13 protein-coding genes are annotated in these 16,492 nt (G+C 63.8%); 9 read left to right on the forward strand and 4 right to left on the reverse strand.

The features are described 5' to 3' along the window. The first annotated feature begins 36 nt into the window (after nt 1–36). Nucleotides 37–2,145 (forward strand): ATP-dependent DNA helicase RecG, encoded by a 2,109-nt coding sequence (gene recG / locus LB516_RS07585; protein WP_224719258.1) that lies wholly within the window; start codon nt 37–39, stop codon nt 2,143–2,145. Here recG and LB516_RS07590 read toward each other — a convergent pair. From LB516_RS07590 to LB516_RS07605, 4 genes are all read right to left on the reverse strand, one after another. Next, nucleotides 2,097–2,849, reverse strand: a complete 753-nt coding sequence (locus tag LB516_RS07590; protein ID WP_031240956.1) for a DUF502 domain-containing protein — start codon at nt 2,847–2,849, stop codon at nt 2,097–2,099. The two genes, recG and LB516_RS07590, sit on opposite strands and share 49 nt — an antisense overlap. A 92-nt stretch (nt 2,850–2,941) precedes the next feature. Next, nucleotides 2,942–4,765: a glutamine--fructose-6-phosphate transaminase (isomerizing) gene (gene glmS, locus LB516_RS07595; RefSeq protein WP_140664309.1), complete on the reverse strand. Its 1,824-nt coding sequence runs from the start codon at nt 4,763–4,765 to the stop codon at nt 2,942–2,944. A 202-nt stretch (nt 4,766–4,967) separates the two neighbouring features. Next, on the reverse strand, nt 4,968–6,344 hold the full coding sequence (gene glmU, locus LB516_RS07600) for a bifunctional UDP-N-acetylglucosamine diphosphorylase/glucosamine-1-phosphate N-acetyltransferase GlmU (protein WP_224719259.1): 1,377 nt from the start codon (nt 6,342–6,344) through the stop codon (nt 4,968–4,970). 158 nt (nt 6,345–6,502) lie between these two features. Beyond that, entirely contained in the window at nt 6,503–7,249 is a 747-nt protein-coding gene (locus LB516_RS07605) for a cytochrome c biogenesis CcdA family protein (protein ID WP_224719260.1), read from the reverse strand. A gap of 169 nt (nt 7,250–7,418) precedes the next feature. On the opposite strand from LB516_RS07605, the gene LB516_RS07610 reads away from it, so the two are divergent. The 8 genes from LB516_RS07610 to rpmG all read left to right on the forward strand — a co-directional run bounded on the left by LB516_RS07610 (nt 7,419) and on the right by rpmG (nt 16,469). Beyond that, nucleotides 7,419–7,796 (forward strand): hypothetical protein, encoded by a 378-nt coding sequence (locus LB516_RS07610; RefSeq protein WP_224719261.1) that lies wholly within the window; start codon nt 7,419–7,421, stop codon nt 7,794–7,796. Nucleotides 7,797–8,135: 339 nt separating this feature from the next. After that, nucleotides 8,136–10,757: a type I DNA topoisomerase gene (gene topA / locus LB516_RS07615; RefSeq protein WP_140716782.1), complete on the forward strand. Its 2,622-nt coding sequence runs from the start codon at nt 8,136–8,138 to the stop codon at nt 10,755–10,757. Nucleotides 10,758–10,763: 6 nt separating this feature from the next. After that, entirely contained in the window at nt 10,764–13,070 is a 2,307-nt protein-coding gene (rnr, locus tag LB516_RS07620; protein WP_224719262.1) for a ribonuclease R, read from the forward strand. Continuing rightward, nucleotides 13,070–13,504 (forward strand): DUF983 domain-containing protein, encoded by a 435-nt coding sequence (locus LB516_RS07625; RefSeq protein ID WP_015317634.1) that lies wholly within the window; start codon nt 13,070–13,072, stop codon nt 13,502–13,504. The genes rnr and LB516_RS07625 overlap by 1 nt, the downstream gene beginning before the upstream one ends. Nucleotides 13,505–13,577: 73 nt before the next feature. Continuing rightward, entirely contained in the window at nt 13,578–14,318 is a 741-nt protein-coding gene (locus LB516_RS07630) for an NUDIX hydrolase (protein ID WP_140616207.1), read from the forward strand. A 77-nt stretch (nt 14,319–14,395) separates the two neighbouring features. After that, on the forward strand, nt 14,396–15,574 hold the full coding sequence (locus tag LB516_RS07635) for an MFS transporter (RefSeq protein ID WP_140661183.1): 1,179 nt from the start codon (nt 14,396–14,398) through the stop codon (nt 15,572–15,574). 114 nt (nt 15,575–15,688) lie between these two features. Beyond that, complete coding sequence (locus tag LB516_RS07640) at nt 15,689–16,147, forward strand: hypothetical protein (RefSeq protein WP_224719263.1); 459 nt, start codon at nt 15,689–15,691, stop codon at nt 16,145–16,147. A gap of 154 nt (nt 16,148–16,301) precedes the next feature. Beyond that, nucleotides 16,302–16,469, forward strand: a complete 168-nt coding sequence (rpmG, locus tag LB516_RS07645; protein WP_006201775.1) for a 50S ribosomal protein L33 — start codon at nt 16,302–16,304, stop codon at nt 16,467–16,469. Nucleotides 16,470–16,492 lie beyond the last annotated feature (23 nt).

Genomic DNA, 16,492 nt, shown 5'->3' on the forward strand with positions numbered 1-16,492 from the left:
CCTTGCGCTGCGGCCGTCGCGACATAAGCTGACATCATGCGTCCTTCCATCCTCGATCCCCTGTTTGTCCCGATCACCTCGCTTGCCGGCGTCGGGCCGAAGGTTGGCGCGCTGATCGAGAAGGTCGTTGCCGCCGATCTCGGCGACCGCGCCGCACGCGCCGGCGACCTCCTGTTCGTGCTGCCGCACACCGTCATCGACCGCCGAAACCGGCCGGGCATCGCACTCGCGGCCGAAGGCGCCATCGTCACGCTTGAGCTGCGCATAGACCGTCACCAGCCGCCACCGCGCGGCAACAGGTCGGTGCCCTACCGGGTATACGCCCATGACGACACGGGCGAAATCGGCCTGACCTTCTTCCATGCCCATGCCGCCTATCTCGAAAAGGCAATGCCTGTGGGCGAGCATGTCGTGGTGTCAGGCCGGATGGAATGGTTCAACGGCCGCCCGACCATGGTCCACCCCGACCATATCGCGCTCGCCAGCGAAGCGGAAAACTTGCCGCTGGTCGAACCGGTCTATCCGCTGACCGCCGGCCTCTCGGGCAAGGTGCTGCGCCGGGCGATCGGCCAGGCGCTCGGCCGCCTGCCGGAGCTGCCGGAATGGCAGGATGATGCCTTCATGCGCCGCCAGAGCTTTGCGTCCTTCGGCGACGCGCTGACCCGCATCCATTATCCCGCTGATCCGATCGATGTCGCGGTCGAAGGGGCTGCATGGCGCCGGCTCGCCTATGATGAATTGCTCGCCGGCCAGGTCTCGCTGGCCCTGGTGCGGGCAAAGGTGCGGCGCCTGTCAGGCCGCCCTCTCGTCGGCGATGGGCGCATCGTCGAGAAGCTGCGTACAGCCCTTCCCTATTCGCTTACGCCCTCGCAGGAATTCGCGCTCGCCGAAATCAACGCTGATCTCGCCGATCCGGAGCGCATGCTGCGGCTGCTGCAAGGTGACGTCGGCTCGGGCAAGACGGTGGTGGCGCTGCTTGCCATGGCACGCGCTGTCGAGGCCGGCGGCCAGGCGGCGCTGATGGCGCCGACCGAAATCCTCGCGCGCCAGCATCTGGCGACGATCACCCCGCTTGCCGCCAAGGTCGGCTTGCGCATCGCCATCCTGACCGGCCGTGAAAAGGGTCGCGAGCGAGCCGAAACGCTGGCGGGTCTTGCCAGCGGCGAGATCGACATCGTCGTCGGCACCCATGCGCTGTTTCAGGAAACGGTCAGCTTCCACGACCTGGTCCTGGCCGTCATCGATGAGCAGCATCGCTTCGGCGTCCACCAGCGGCTTGCCATCACCGCCAAGGGCGACGCGCCCGACATGCTGGTCATGACCGCGACCCCCATCCCGCGCACGCTGGTACTGACCGCCTTCGGCGACATGGACGTGTCGAAGCTGACGGAAAAACCCGCCGGCCGCCAGCCGATCCGCACCGTCACGCTGCCGCTGGAGCGGCTCGACGAGCTGGTCGGCCGCATGCTCGATGCCGTCGCGGATGGCCAGAAGATCTACTGGATTTGCCCGCTGGTCGAGGAATCCGAAGAAATAAAACTGATGTCGGCCGAGGATCGCTTTGCCTCGCTGAAGCCGCTGTTCGGCGATCGCATCGGCCTTGTCCACGGCCGCATGAAGGGTGTCGAGAAGGACCAGGCGATGCGCGCCTTCAAGCAAGGCGAGACGCGCATCCTGATCGCCACCACGGTGATCGAGGTCGGCGTCGACGTTCCTGACGCCACGATCATGGTCATCGAGCATGCCGAACGCTTCGGCCTCGCTCAGTTGCACCAGCTGCGCGGCCGGGTCGGACGCGGCGACAAGCCCTCGTCCTGCGTGCTGCTGTACAAGGATCCGCTTGGCGAGACCGCAAAACGCCGGCTGTCGGTGATGCGCGAGACCGAGGACGGTTTCCTGATCGCCGAGGAGGACCTGAAATTGCGCGGCGAAGGCGAACTGCTGGGCACCCGCCAGTCCGGCACGCCGGGTTTCCAGGTGGCGCGCATCGAGGTGCATGCCGACCTACTGGAGGCCGCCCGTGACGACGCCAGGCTGATCCTGTCGCGCGACCCAGAACTGCAATCGGACCGCGGCGAGGCGCTGCGGCTCCTGCTCTACTTGTTCGGCCGCGACGAGGCCGTGCGGCTCCTGCGCGCCGGGTGAGGCCCTAGCGGCGGATTGGCCAGGGTTCCGTTGATCGGCTCGCCGTTCAGCGTCACCAGTTTCGTCTTCACCTCGGGAGCCACCAACCCGGCTGATACGATCAGCTTGGCGCCGTCCTCGATCGTCATGTCGAGCGGCACGATGTCCGACTTCAGCACATACATCAGGAAACCGGTCGTCGGGTTCGGCGTGCACGGCATGAACACGGCAATCAGCGGATCACCTTCCTGGTCGAGCTTCTGGTTGATCTCGGTTTCCTTTTCGCTGGCGACGAACACCAGCGACCACACGCCCTTGCGTGGATATTCGACCAGCCCAACCTGGCGGAACATGTCGCCCTTGTTCGACAGCACGGTCTCAAAAATCTGCTTCAGCGAGCCGTATATGCCGCGCACCAGCGGCATGCGGCCAAGCAAGCGCTCGCCAAAGCCGACTATGGCGCGGCCGACAATGTTGGCGGTCAGAAAACCGATCAGCGTGATCAGGATGAGCGCAACGATGAGCCCGAACCCTGGAACCGGAAACGGCAGATAGGTGTCGGGGCTGTAGCGCGCCGGAATATACGGTTTCACCCAGGAATCGACCCAGCCGATGAACGACCAGGCGATATAGGCGGTGATCGCCAGCGGCGCGCAGACGATGAAGCCCGTGAGGAAATAGTTCCTCAGCCGTGTCATGCCGGAAGTCTTGGGAGCGTCTGACATGGTTCACCGGAGGCGCTATTGCGACGCGACATTAGTGAACCGGAAGACGCTTTGGAACTGCGAAGTTTTTAAAGGCGCCTGTTTACAAGCGCCTATTCCACCGTCACCGACTTCGCCAGATTGCGCGGCTGGTCGACGTCGGTGCCCATGAACACGGCGGCGAAATAGGCGAGCATCTGGATCGGTAGCGCATAGATGATCGGCGAGATGATTTCCGGCACATCCGGAAGCACGATGGTCTCCATCGTCTTCAGACTCACCTGTGCCGCGCCCTTGGCGTCGGTGATCAGGATGATCTTGCCGCCACGCGCCGCCACTTCCTGCATGTTGGACACGGTCTTTTCGAAGATGCGGTCGTGCGGCGCGATCACGATCACCGGCATGTTCTCGTCGATCAGCGCGATCGGCCCATGCTTCAGCTCTCCGGCGGCATAGCCTTCGGCATGGATGTAGGAAATCTCCTTCAGCTTCAGCGCGCCTTCCATGGCGAGCGGGAAATTGGTGTCCCGTCCGAGATAGAGCACGTCCTTGTAACGCGACAGTTCCCGCGCGATCCGTTCAATCTGCTCTTCGAGCTTCAGCACCTGGTTGGCATAGCGCGGCGCTTCCGAAAGCGCTCGCACCAGCGTTTTCTCTTGCTCCTTCGAGATCGCTCCGCGCGCCACGCCGGCGCGCACGGCAAGCGACGCGAGCACGGACAGCTGGCAGGTGAAAGCCTTGGTCGAAGCGACGCCAATCTCTGGCCCGGCCAGCGTCGGCAGCACGACGTCGGATTCGCGCGCCATGGTCGATTCCCGCACGTTGACGACGGCGCCGATCTTCATCCCGGCCTTGCGGCAATAGCGCAACGAGGCCAGAGTATCGGCGGTCTCGCCCGATTGCGAGATGAAGAAGGCGGCGTCGTTGGCCGACAACGGCATCTCGCGGTAACGGAATTCCGACGCGACATCGATATCGACCGGGAGCCGCGCATAACGCTCGAACCAGTATTTGCCGATCAGGCCGGCGAGATAGGCGGTGCCACAGGCGGAGATCGCCAGCCGGCCGATCTTGGCGAAGTCGAATGGCAGATCAAGCGGCTTGGAGACGCCGGAGACGAAATCCACATAATGAGCCAGCGTGTGCGAGATCACCTCGGGCTGCTCATGGATCTCCTTCTCCATGAAATGGCGGCGGTTGCCTTTGTCGACCATGAAGCTGGTCGAGAGCGACTGCTGGCGCTTGCGGTCGACCTTTTTGCCGTCGATGTCGAAGATGGCGACGCCGTCGCGGCGCACCACCGCCCAGTCGCCGTCCTCGAGATAGGTGATCGAATTGGTGAACGGAGCGAGCGCGATGGCGTCGGACCCCAAAAACATCTCGCCGTCGCCATGGCCAACGGCCAAAGGCGGGCCATTGCGCGCGCCGACGATCAGGTCCTCGTCACCCTTGAACATGATGGCTAGCGCAAAGGCGCCTTCCAGCCGCTTCAGCGCCTGGTGCGCGGCCTCGACCGGCTTCAGCCCCCTGGCGAGTTCTCGCGCCACCAGGTGTGCTACGACCTCGGTGTCGGTCTGCGACGAGAAGGAATAGCCGTCGCGGATCAGCTCCTCGCGCAGTTCGGCGAAATTCTCGATGATGCCGTTGTGGACGATGGCGACGCCGTCTGAAAAATGCGGGTGCGCATTGGTCTCGTTGGGCACGCCGTGGGTTGCCCAGCGCGTATGGCCGATACCGATCCTGCCGTCGAGCGGCTCATCCTTGAGTCGGCGTTCGAGGTTGACCAGCTTGCCCTCGGCACGGCGGCGGCCCAGCTCGCCCTTCTCAATGGTGGCGACGCCGGCGGAGTCATAGCCGCGATATTCGAGCCGCTTCAGTGCGTCGACGATGAGCGGCGCAACCTGCGAGTGGCCGACGATTCCAACGATACCGCACATGCAGACAGTCCCCGATTGCCCACGGAAAACCAGCGATATTTAGGCGTGGCCGGCCTGCCGCGAAAGTCACATTGCATTTCGTCCGCTGTAACGGACGCTTCAGCAGGCATGCACCATGACAGCCCGCTCTTGCAATCCGGTTACGGCAATCGTTCGGTTTTTTCGATTGCTTCGGCGAGAAAGCAGACCGTCGACCCAATCGCTAATGGTCGGCGCCAGCCGCTTTCTTCTTCGCGGCCGCCGCGGAAGCAAAGCGTTCGCGCAATTCCTTGCCCTTGCCGGGGATCGTCTTCTGGCGGGCCCGGCCAAAGGCCAGCGCATCGTCGGGCACGCTTTCGGTGATGACGCTGCCCGAGGCGATATAGCCGCCATTGCCGATGGTGACCGGGGCCACGAGCGAGGAATTGGAGCCGATGAAGGCGCCCTCGCCGATGTCCGTGAAGAACTTTGAGTAGCCGTCGTAGTTGCAGGTGATGGTGCCCGCTCCGATATTGGCGCCCGCGCCGACACGCGCGTCGCCAATATAGGTCAAATGGTTGACCTTGGCGCCGTCCTCGATAACGGCTTGCTTGACCTCGCAGAAATTGCCGACCTTTGCCTTGTTCCTGAGATCGGCGCCTGGCCGCAGCCGGGCGAACGGCCCGACATCGCAATTGGAAGCGATGGTGGCGCCCTCGATGTGGCTGAAGGCGTGGATTTTGGCGCCGCTGGCGATCCTCACGCCCGGACCAAACCAGACGTTGGGTTCGACGATGGTGTCGGCCCCGATTTCGGTGTCGTGCGAGAAAAACACGGTTTCCGGGGCGATCAGAGTCACGCCCGACAGCATCGCGTCATGGCGCCGGCGCTGTTGCCAGATGGCTTCGGCTTGCGCCAGTTCGGCGCGATTGTTGATGCCGAGCGCGCTTTCGAAGCTGGCTTCGGTGGCAACGACATCGAGATTTTGTGCACTGGCGATCTCGACGATATCGGTCAGATAATACTCGCCCTTGACATTCTCGTTGCCGACCGCGTCGAGCAGTTTCAGCGCGTGCGCGCCGGCCACCGCCATCATGCCGGCATTGCAGAAGCCGATTTTCTTCTCCTCTTCGGAGCAGTCTTTTTCCTCGCGGATAGCTGTGAGCTTGCCATCCTTTTCGATCAACCGGCCATAGCCGGCCGGATTGGGTGGGCGGAATCCGATCACCACGACGGCAGCACCTTCCGCCAATCTCCGCCGCGCCACCGTGAGCGCATCCGCATCGATCAGTGGCGTGTCGCCAAACATCACGAGGACGTCGTCATAACCCCTTGATATCGCTGCGCGGGCAGCGATAACGGCATGCGCCGTACCCAAGCGCTTTTCCTGCTCGAAGGTTTCCGCCTTCGGTGCAAACCTGGCCGCCGCCTTGCGCATCTCGTCGGCCCCATGGCCGATCACCAGCGCCAGCCCGCTCGCACCCGCGGCTTCGGCCGCCTTGACCACATGGGCCACCATCGGCAACCCGGCGACCTGGTGCAGCACCTTCGGCAGCGCGCTCTTCATGCGTGTGCCTTCGCCGGCGGCGAGGATGACGGACAGGCAGGATCTCTGGCTCATGGACGGGCAACCGTATGAAAGGGTTGGGAATCAATACAGGATAGCAGTGGCGCCATGCTGCACCAATGCGGTTAAATTCCGGTGAGATGATAGAGCAGCTGACTCTTAATTAACGGGTCCTCAGTTGAGTCCCATAGCTCGCCCCAAGTCGACAATCGTCAGCCCAGCCGCCCCAGCACCGGGAAATTCTCCAGCAGCCAGTACGACACCGTCTGCACGCCGCCGGTGAGGAAAAACACGCCGGCGACCACCAGCAACGCGCCGATCGCCTTTTCGACGCGGCCGAGATGGACGCGGAATTTGCCCAGGAAGCGCATGAAGGCGCCGGAGAACAGCGCCGCGATCAGGAACGGGATGCCGAGGCCGAGCGAATAGGCGGCGAGCAGAAGGGCCCCCTCGCCGACCGTCTCGCGGCCACCGGCCAGCGTCAGGATCGGCCCCAGCACCGGGCCGATGCAGGGCGTCCAGCCGAAGGCAAAGGCAAGGCCCATGATATAGGCGGCGACGGCACTGGCCGGCTTGCCCTGCGACTGGAAGCGCGCCTCGCGTGACAGGAGCGGGATACGCAGGATGCCCAAAAAATTTAGGCCCATCAGGATGATCAGCACGCCGGCGCCCATCGCCAGCGGCTCCTGCCAGACGCGCAGCAGCCGGCCGATGGTCGACGCGCCGGCGCCCAGCGCGACGAACACGGTGGAAAAACCGAGCACGAAGGCGATCGAGGAATAGAGCAGCGCGCCGCGCGCGCCCTCGCGTGCCGTCGCACCCGCGTTGCCGCGGAAATCGTCGACGGAGACGCCGGCCATGTAGCAGAGATAAGGCGGCACCAGCGGCAGCACGCATGGCGAAAGGAACGAGATGGCCCCCGCCCCGACCGCGCTGACATAGCCGATATCCAATGCCATTCCAAAACTCCAACCTTTGGCGTCCGATATAGCGGCACGCCGGTTTGTCCGCCAATCACCATCGTGTGGCAAGTCATCGCGGGCGGGGAAGAAAGCATCGGCGCAAGGCGTTGACACGACGAGGCCGCGATTTTCCGCGCGCCTTCGAATATCAGCCACGGAGATTTCCATGAAAACGATAACCGCAGCGCTGTCCACGCTCCTGCTCAGCACCGCCGCATCCTTTGCCGCCGAAGCGTGGAAGGAAGCCGAGGTCAATGGCACCAAGATCTACACCGACGCCAATGGCATGACGCTCTATACCTATGACAAGGACGAGAAGGGCAAGACCAACTGCTACGACAAGTGCGCCACCAACTGGCCGCCGCTGAAGGCCAAAGCCGGCGCCAAGGCGGACGATGAATGGAGCGTCGTCGACCGTACCGACGGCACCAAGATGTGGGCCTATGACGGCAAGCCGGTCTACACCTTCATCAAGGACAAAAAGGCCGGCGACGTGACCGGTGATGGCGTCGCCGGCGTCTGGCACGTCGTCAAGGCGGACTGATTTCCCTATCGGGAGGTCCGCCGAACGGGACTTCTCACCGGCCGCCGGGCATCCCTCCAAATCCGGCGGCCGGGCCGTCGCGGACTCAACCTGACCCATTCCAGGCCGACCAGCAACAGGTTGAACCTCTCCCAATCTTCCGAGGCTTGCGCCCACTCATTCTAAAATATGTGATGTTCTCCATACACTCTTAGAGTGTATTGCTGTCGGCGGCCCCGCAATTTGGGCGCTTGCCCTTGACCGGATGCAAAAGCGCGGCCATGTGAGCGACGAACAGAACCGAGATTTCGTCGCGCGCAGCGGAATTCTTCTGCCGCATCACAGCTGATATGAGACCTCATGGACGTCGTCGTCGTCGAATCGCCGGCCAAGGCAAAAACAATCAACAAATATCTGGGCAGGAACTACAAGGTTCTGGCCTCGTTCGGCCATGTCCGCGATTTGCCGGCCAAGGATGGCTCGGTGCGCCCGGATGAGGATTTTGCCATGTCCTGGGCGGTCGACACCGCCTCCGGCAAGCGGCTCGCCGACATCGCCAAGGCGGTCAAGGACGCCGACGGCCTGATCCTCGCCACCGACCCGGATCGCGAAGGTGAAGCCATCTCCTGGCACGTTCTGGAAGTGCTCAAGCAGAAGCGCGCGCTGAAGGACAAGCCGGTCAGCCGCGTCGTCTTCAACGCCATCACCAAATCGTCGGTGCTGGAGGCGATGGCCAATCCGCGCCAGATCGATGCGCCGCTGGTCGACGCTTATCTGGCCCGCCGCGCGCTCGACTATCTCGTCGGCTTCACCCTGTCGCCTGTCCTGTGGCGCAAATTGCCGGGCGCCCGCTCCGCCGGCCGCGTCCAGTCGGTGGCGCTGCGCCTGGTCTGCGACCGCGAATCCGAGATCGAGCGCTTCATCCGCGAGGAATACTGGCAGATATCAGCTCTCCTCGGCACGCCGCGCAACGAGACCTTCGAAGCCCGCCTCACCGCTTTCGAGCGCAAGAAGCTGCAAAAGCTCGACATTGCCAACAAGGCACAGGCCGACGACATCAAGGCGATGCTCGAGGGCGCCACCTTCAAGGCGCTGTCCGTCGAAGCCAAGCCGACCAAGCGCAACCCCGGTCCGCCCTTCACCACCTCGACATTGCAGCAGGCCGCCTCATCGGGCCTCGGCTTCTCGGCCACGCGCACCATGCAGGTGGCCCAGCGGCTCTATGAGGGCATGGAGATCGGCGGCGAAACCACCGGCCTGATCACCTATATGCGAACCGACGGCGTGCAGATGGCCCCCGAGGCGATCGACGCCGCGCGCGATGCCATCGCCAAGGAATTCGGCCCGAAATACCTGCCGGAGAAGCCGCGCCAATACACCGCCAAGGCCAAGAACGCGCAGGAAGCGCACGAGGCCATCCGGCCGACGGATTTCATGCGCACCCCGGCGTCGGTCAGGCAATATCTCGATTCCGACCAGATGCGGCTTTACGAACTGATCTGGAAGCGCGCCATCGCCAGCCAGATGCAGTCGGCCGAGATCGAGCGCACCACTGTCGAGATCGAGGCGCTGAATGGCGCCCGCACCGCTGAACTTCGCGCTGTCGGTTCGGTCGTTCGCTTCGACGGCTTCATCGCCGCCTACACCGATCAGAAGGACGACGACGCCGAAGACGAGGAAAACCGCCGTCTGCCGGAGATCCGCTCCGGCGAGCAGCTTGCCCGCCGCGCGATCAATGCCACCCAGCACACGACCGAGCCGCCGCCGCGCTACTCCGAGGCGTCGCTGATCAAGAAGCTGGAAGAACTCGGCATCGGCCGCCCCTCGACCTACACCGCGATCCTGAAGACGCTCGAGGACCGAGACTACGTCACCATCGACAAGCGCCGGCTGGTGCCGCAGGCCAAGGGCCGCCTGCTGTCGGCCTTCCTGGAAAGCTTCTTCGAGCGCTATGTAGAGTATGACTTCACGGCATCGCTGGAAGAAAAGCTCGACGAGATCTCCGACGGAAAGCTCGCCTGGAAGGACGTGCTGCGCGATTTCTGGAAGGATTTTTCGGGCGCCGTCGCCGACATCAAGGAGCTGCGCGTCACCGATGTGCTCGATGCGCTGAACGAGGAACTGGCGCCGCTGGTTTTTCCCGCCCGCGAGGACGGTTCCAACCCGCGCATCTGCCCCAAATGCGGCACCGGTAATCTGTCGCTGAAGCTCGGCAAGTTCGGCGCTTTCGTCGGCTGCTCGAATTATCCCGAATGCTCCTTCACCCGCCAGCTCGGCGACGCCGCCAATCCCAATGGCGAGAATGGCGGCGGCGAGGACGGCACCAAGGTGCTGGGCAAGGATCCTTATACGGCCGAGGAAATCACGCTGCGCTCCGGCCGCTTCGGCCCCTACATCCAGCGCGGCGACGGCAAGGAGGCAAAACGTTCGAGCCTGCCCAAGGGCTGGACGCCTGATTCCATCGACCATGAGAAGGCGCTCGCCTTGCTGGGGCTGCCGCGCGACGTGGGCAAACATCCCGAATCCGGCAAGATGATCTCGGCCGGCCTCGGCCGCTACGGGCCGTTCGTGCTGCACGATGGCACCTACGCCAATCTCGACAGCATCGAGGATGTGTTTTCCATTGGCCTCAACCGTGCCGTCACGGTGATTGCCGAGAAGCAGTCCAAGGGCAAGGGTGGCCGCAATGGTGGCACGGCTGCGGCTCTGAAGGAGCTTGGCGACCATCCGGATGGCGGCGGCAAGATCGTCGTGCGCGACGGCAAATACGGCCCCTACGTCAATTTCGGCAAGGTCAACGCCACGCTGCCCAAGGGCAAGGATCCTCAATCGGTGACGATCGAGGATGCGCTGGCGCTGATCGCCGAAAAGGAAGCCAAGGGCGGCGGTGGCAAGAAGCCGTTCCGCAAGGCGGCGGCAACCAAAGCCCCCGCCGCCAAGAAAACAGCGGCCAAGAAGCCGGCCGCGAAGAAAAAAGGGTAGAACGGCGTGGCGCGCAGGATCACCGGAAGAAGTCACGGCGATCCCCGCACCGCCGACACCCGGGCCAAGGTCAAGGACGATTATCGGCCCTCGCGCGACGAAATCCTGCGCTATATCGCCGAAAACCCAGATCGCGCCGGAAAGCGCGACATCGCCAAGGCGTTCGCGCTGCGCGGCGACGACCGCATCTGGCTGAAGGATCTCCTGCGCGACCTGCAGGACGAAGGCGTTCTGACCAAGGAGCGCAAGCGGTTAGCCCGGGTCGGCGCCCTACCCCATGTCGCCGTGCTCGACATCTTTGGCCGAGACGGCGATGGCATCTTGCTGGCGCACCCGGCCGAGGCAGTCGGTCCGGGCGAACCTCCCGTGGTCTCGATCCGCGTTTCGCGCAGCGGCAACGGTCCCGCGCCAGGCATCGGCGACCGCGTGCTGGCCAAAACCTTCCCGACCGACGATCCGTCAGGGCCTGCGTATACCGGCCGGGTGATCAAGATCTTCGAGAAGCGCACGGACGCTGTCCTCGGCGTCTTTCGCGTGCTTCAGGACGGCAGCTTCCGCATCGAGCCGGTGGAACGGCGCCAGCCCGAGTTGATCGTCGACAAGGAATTCCAGAACGATGCCAAAAACGGCGATCTTGTCGAAGTCGAGCCAGCGCGAGCCTCCCGCTTTGGGTTGCCCCGCGCCAAGGTGCTGAACGTGCTGGGTTCGCTGACCAGCGAAAAGGCGGTTTCGATGATCGCCATCCACGCGCACGACATTCCCCACATTTTCCCGGCCGACGTCATTGCCGAATCCGAGGCGGTGAAGCCCGCGACGCTTGACCATCGCGAGGACTGGCGTGACCTGCCGCTGGTTACCATCGATCCGGCCGACGCCAAGGACCATGACGACGCGGTCTTCGCCACCCCTGACCTCGACGAGAAGAACCCCGGCGGCGTCATCGCGACGGTCGCCATCGCGGATGTCGCGGCCTATGTCCGCCATGGCACGGCGCTCGACCGCGAAGCGCTGAAGCGCGGCAATTCGGTTTATTTCCCAGATCGCGTCGTGCCGATGCTGCCCGAGCGCATCTCCAACGATCTCTGTTCGCTGCGCGAGGGTCAGGATCGCCCGGCACTCGCGGTGCGCATGACCTTCTCCGCCGAGGGCAGAAAGATCAGGCACTCCTTCCACCGTGTCATGATGAAGTCGGCGGCCAAGCTGGCCTATAGCCAGGCCCAGGCCGCGATCGACGGTGTACCAGACGACAAGACCGGCCCGATCCTCGACACTGTGCTGAGGCCGCTGTGGGAGGCCTATACGATCCTCAAGCGCGGCCGCGACGGCCGCCAGCCGCTGGAACTCGACCTGCCGGAGCGCAAGATCCTGCTCAAGCCGGATGGCACGGTCGACCGCGTCATCGTGCCGGAGCGGCTCGACGCCCACAAGCTGATCGAAGAGTTCATGATCCAGGCCAATGTCGCCGCGGCCGAAACGCTGGAAGGCAAGAAGCAGGCGCTGGTCTATCGCGTCCATGACGCGCCGTCGCTGGCCAAGCAGGAATCGCTGCGCGAATTCCTGCAGACGCTTAGCCTGTCATTGGCACGCGGCGCCCAGATGCGGCCCAGCCAGTTCAACGGCATTCTTGAGCGTGTGCGCGGCGCCGACAATGAGGCGCTGGTCAACGAAGTGGTGCTGCGCTCGCAGAGCCAGGCCGAATATTCACCCAAGAACATCGGCCATTTCGGGCTCAACCTCAGCCGTTACGCTCATTTCACCTCGCCGATCCGCCGCTACGCCGACCTGATCGTGCATCGCGGACTTATTGCCGCGCTCGGTCTCGGCCCCGGCGGGCTGACGCAGGATGAGGAGGCCCGCCTCGAAGATGTTGCGGTGCTGATCTCCGGCACCGAGCGGCGCGCGATGGCTGCCGAGCGCGACACGGTCGACCGGCTGATCTCGGCCTACCTCGCCGAGCGCATCGACGACCGCTTCGACGCCCGCATCTCCGGCGTCACCAAATCAGGACTTTTTGTCCAATTGCCGCAATATGGCGCCGATGGTTTCATCCCGGTGTCAACTTTGGGCGGCGATTACTATATATACGATGAAACGGCCCGCTCCCTGTTCGGAGAACGCTCGGGCAAAGGCTACCAGCTCGCGGACCGCGTCGAGGTCCGGCTCGTCGAGGTGGCGCCAATGGCCGGCGCGATGCGCTTCGAGATGTTGACCGACCCAAAGCCCCTGCCAGGCTCCAGCAGGTCGTTTCACAAGGCTAAGGGCCGCGCCCGTGCGTCGCAATCGCGACCGGGGTCGCGCGGCAGGAGACGATGATGGAACAACAGGTTTTTGGTGGCGAACATCACTCTGGCCGGGTTGCCCGCCCCTTGTGGACGGCGATGAAGCGGGGCTTCTTGGGCCGCTGCCCGAACTGTGGCGAAGGCAAGCTGTTCCGCGGCTTCACCAAGACTGTCGAAACCTGCAGCGTCTGCGGCGAGGAGATCCATCACCATCGCGCCGACGATCTGCCGGCCTACCTGGTCATCGTCATCGTCGGCCATATCGTTCTCGGTGCCTTCATGGGCGTGGAAGCGACCTCGACGCTCTCCACCTGGCAGCACATTGCAATATGGGTGCCCTTGACCATCCTGCTCTCCATCGCGCTGCTGCAACCGGTCAAGGGTGCCGTCATCGGACTGCAATGGGCGTTCTATATGCACGGGTTCGGTGGCCAAAAGGATGGGACGGAGTCCCACCACGGCGCCTAAGGCGCCGCTGGCGCAACACGCCAATCGGTAAGGCCACTTTCGCATGCAAGAAGTTTCCGCTAGGTCCCTGCGCATGGAAGCATTGACCAAGGCGGATGCCGACAAGCTCGACAAGGGTCTTGCCACGCATGGCGGCGGGCGCCTGCGTCCGCGTGACGCCGCGACGCTCATCCTGCTCGACCGCAAGGGCGACGACGTCCTGGTGTTGATGGGGCGCCGCCACGCCGCACACGCTTTCATGCCAGGCAAGTTCGTGTTCCCCGGCGGCCGAACCGACCCTGCCGACAGCCGCATACCGACAGCGACGGCACTTGACCAGCACGAAGAAGCCAAGCTGACGGCCGGCCCCGGCCGCACCAGCCGCGCCCGCGCCCGCGCCATTGCCTTGTCGGCGGTCCGCGAGACCTACGAGGAAGCCGGCCTGCTGATCGGCCGCAAAGGCGCCTTTGCCACGACCAGGCGCGATTGGCAGGGTTTCGTCGAACATGGCGTGGCACCGTCGCTGGAAGCATTGCGCTTCGTCGCGCGCGCCATCACGCCGCCGAACCGGGTACGCCGCTTCGATACCCGCTTCTTCAGCGCCTGGCGTGGCGATGTCGCCGTCGAACTGCCCGATGGCGGCCCGACCAATGAATTGGAGGAACTGGTCTGGCTGCCGCTCGCCAAGGCCAAGCAGGCCGACATACCCGACATCACCCGAATGATCCTGGACGAGCTGGAAAAGCGGCTCGCCGACGATCCGCTGCTGCGTCCGGGCGGACCTGTCCCTTTCTACCGGCTTGTCCGCAACCACTTCACCCGCGAACTTCTCTAAGCAATTCCAGGAACACTGTGCCGCGGTTTTCCCACGGGAATTGCGCAAGATCAAAAAGACAGAGTATTCAGCATCCCATGACGGTCGATACCCAACCACAGGGCGACGAACGCGTACACTGGCTGCCGATGGTGGCGGCGATTTCGTCGATCAGCGTCGTCGGCATCGCCATTGGCCTCGGCATGCCCTTGCTCAGCGTCATCCTGGAAACACGCGGTCATTCGGCCTCGATGATCGGCCTGAACACGGCTGTCGCCGGCGTGGCCTCGATCGCCGGGGCGCCGCTGGCCACGCCGCTCGCCATGCGCTTCGGCGTCGCCTGGACCATGATCGCCATGATTGCCACCGGCGCGCTCGCCTTTGTCGGTTTCCATTTCGCGCCCGATTTCTGGATGTGGTTTCCGCTGCGCGTCGTTCTGCACATCGCGCTGACCGTGCTGTTCATCCTGTCGGAATTCTGGATCAGCACGTCGGCGCCGCCACACCGGCGCGGCCTTGTGCTTGGCATCTATGCCACCGTCCTGTCGCTCGGCTTTGCCGCCGGGCCGTGGCTGTTCGCCCATCTCGGCAGCTCCGGCTTCAGGCCGTTCGGCGTCATCATTGCCCTGGTGACGCTGGCTGCCATACCGGTGCTCGCTGCGCGCAACGAAAGCCCGACCATCGTGGCCGACAGCGAAACCAGCCACTTCCTGCGTTATATCTGGCTGGTGCCGACCGCGACTTTCGCCGTGCTCGTGTTCGGCGCGGTTGAGACAGGCGGCTTCGCGCTGTTCCCGGTCTACGGCAACCGCATCGGTTATTCCGAGGCCGACGCGGCGCTGCTGCTGACCATGATCGGCCTCGGCAATGTGCTGTTGCAGATTCCGATCGGCATGATCAGCGACCGCGTCTCCGACCGGCGTTATCTCTTGCTCGCCTGCGCCACGGTCGGCCTCGTCGGCACGATATTCATGCCGTTCTTTGCCGCGAACTGGCATTTGATGGCCGCGCTACTCTTCGTCTGGGGCGGTGTCGTCGCCGCCATGTACACGATCGGCCTCGCCCATCTCGGCTCGCAGCTCTCCGGCCACGAACTGGCCTCCGCCAACGCCGCCTTCGTGCTCTGCTACGGCGTCGGCATGGTGCTTGGCCCGCAGGCGATCGGCATCGGAATGGACAGTTTCGGGCCTTCCGGATTCGGCTGGTCACTCGGCCTGTTCTTCGGCGCCTACATCGCCCTGGTCTGCTTCAGGCTCGTGCGCAAGCTCCTGCTGTAACACTGCGCCGTCGAGTGCCCTTATCCGCCGCGCCGCGGCGGATGCTGACAGAACCGTGTCAGGAGCGTCCGGTTAAAAGAGTGTCCCCTGATACCCGAAGTTGAGGACACTGCCATGATCGACAGCGGCTTTGAGACCACATCACTGCGAATGACGCTTCTGCTGCTTGTAACCTTCCAGGCTCCAGCTGCCGATGTTGACCGCATCATGGACGCGGTTGTCGCGATCGCACCGCTCGCGATGGGCAAGTATGACCGCAACGCGTATCAGTCGGCACACGGCATCGAGCGCTACAGGCCGCTTGAAGGGGCCGCGGCCGGCGCCGAGACCGAATTGCGCCACCGCCCGGGCACGGTCGAGGTTTCCTTCGAACTGCCCGACGACCAGGCGCTGGCGGCCCGCGTCGTCGAGGCGATTTTCCAGGCGCACTCCTATCAGGAGCCGGTGATCCGCATCCAGCCGATCCTTGCCAGCCGCTCCAAGGGGCTGGACGACCGTGCCAATCCGAATCGCTGGTGGAACACGACCGGAGACTGGAAGAGGGTTGCGGTATCCGAGGCGGAAACCGCCTGATTTATGCATTCTGGGCAGCTTGGGCGAGCCACATCAGGCCAGCCGGGCTTGACTTTCCAGGCACGTTCTTTATGTGTCGCGCCAAGTTTCCCGCGTCCGGGTGTTTTCCCGTGCTCCAGCGGCCAAAACCCCACGAACATAACGGACTGAGATCATGGCCAAAGCCGCAAACATCAAGATCAAGCTTCTGTCGACCGCCGACACCGGTTTCTTCTACGTCACCAGCAAGAACAGCCGTACCAAGACCGACAAGCTGTCGTTCCGCAAGTACGACCCGGTCGCCAAGAAGCACGTCGAATTCAAGGAAACCAAGATCAAGTAATCTGGTTTTTCCTCTGGAATGCC

This window comes from Mesorhizobium sp. CO1-1-7 (assembly GCF_020164885.1).
Classification (GTDB): domain Bacteria; phylum Pseudomonadota; class Alphaproteobacteria; order Rhizobiales; family Rhizobiaceae; genus Mesorhizobium; species Mesorhizobium australicum.

What these genes read in the sequence shown, in the direction of transcription:
- LB516_RS07590 (WP_031240956.1), bottom strand. Translation starts at nt 2,849, where the DNA reads ATGTCAGACGCTCCCAAGACTTCCGGCATGACACGGCTGAGGAACTAT.
- LB516_RS07630 (WP_140616207.1), top strand. Translation starts at nt 13,578, where the DNA reads ATGGAAGCATTGACCAAGGCGGATGCCGACAAGCTCGACAAGGGTCTT.
- LB516_RS07605 (WP_224719260.1), bottom strand. Translation starts at nt 7,249, where the DNA reads ATGGCATTGGATATCGGCTATGTCAGCGCGGTCGGGGCGGGGGCCATC.
- LB516_RS07635 (WP_140661183.1), top strand. Translation starts at nt 14,396, where the DNA reads ATGACGGTCGATACCCAACCACAGGGCGACGAACGCGTACACTGGCTG.
- topA (WP_140716782.1), top strand. Translation starts at nt 8,136, where the DNA reads ATGGACGTCGTCGTCGTCGAATCGCCGGCCAAGGCAAAAACAATCAAC.
- LB516_RS07625 (WP_015317634.1), top strand. Translation starts at nt 13,070, where the DNA reads ATGGAACAACAGGTTTTTGGTGGCGAACATCACTCTGGCCGGGTTGCC.
- LB516_RS07640 (WP_224719263.1), top strand. Translation starts at nt 15,689, where the DNA reads ATGATCGACAGCGGCTTTGAGACCACATCACTGCGAATGACGCTTCTG.
- glmS (WP_140664309.1), bottom strand. Translation starts at nt 4,765, where the DNA reads ATGTGCGGTATCGTTGGAATCGTCGGCCACTCGCAGGTTGCGCCGCTC.
- recG (WP_224719258.1), top strand. Translation starts at nt 37, where the DNA reads ATGCGTCCTTCCATCCTCGATCCCCTGTTTGTCCCGATCACCTCGCTT.
- rpmG (WP_006201775.1), top strand. Translation starts at nt 16,302, where the DNA reads ATGGCCAAAGCCGCAAACATCAAGATCAAGCTTCTGTCGACCGCCGAC.
- LB516_RS07610 (WP_224719261.1), top strand. Translation starts at nt 7,419, where the DNA reads ATGAAAACGATAACCGCAGCGCTGTCCACGCTCCTGCTCAGCACCGCC.
- glmU (WP_224719259.1), bottom strand. Translation starts at nt 6,344, where the DNA reads ATGAGCCAGAGATCCTGCCTGTCCGTCATCCTCGCCGCCGGCGAAGGC.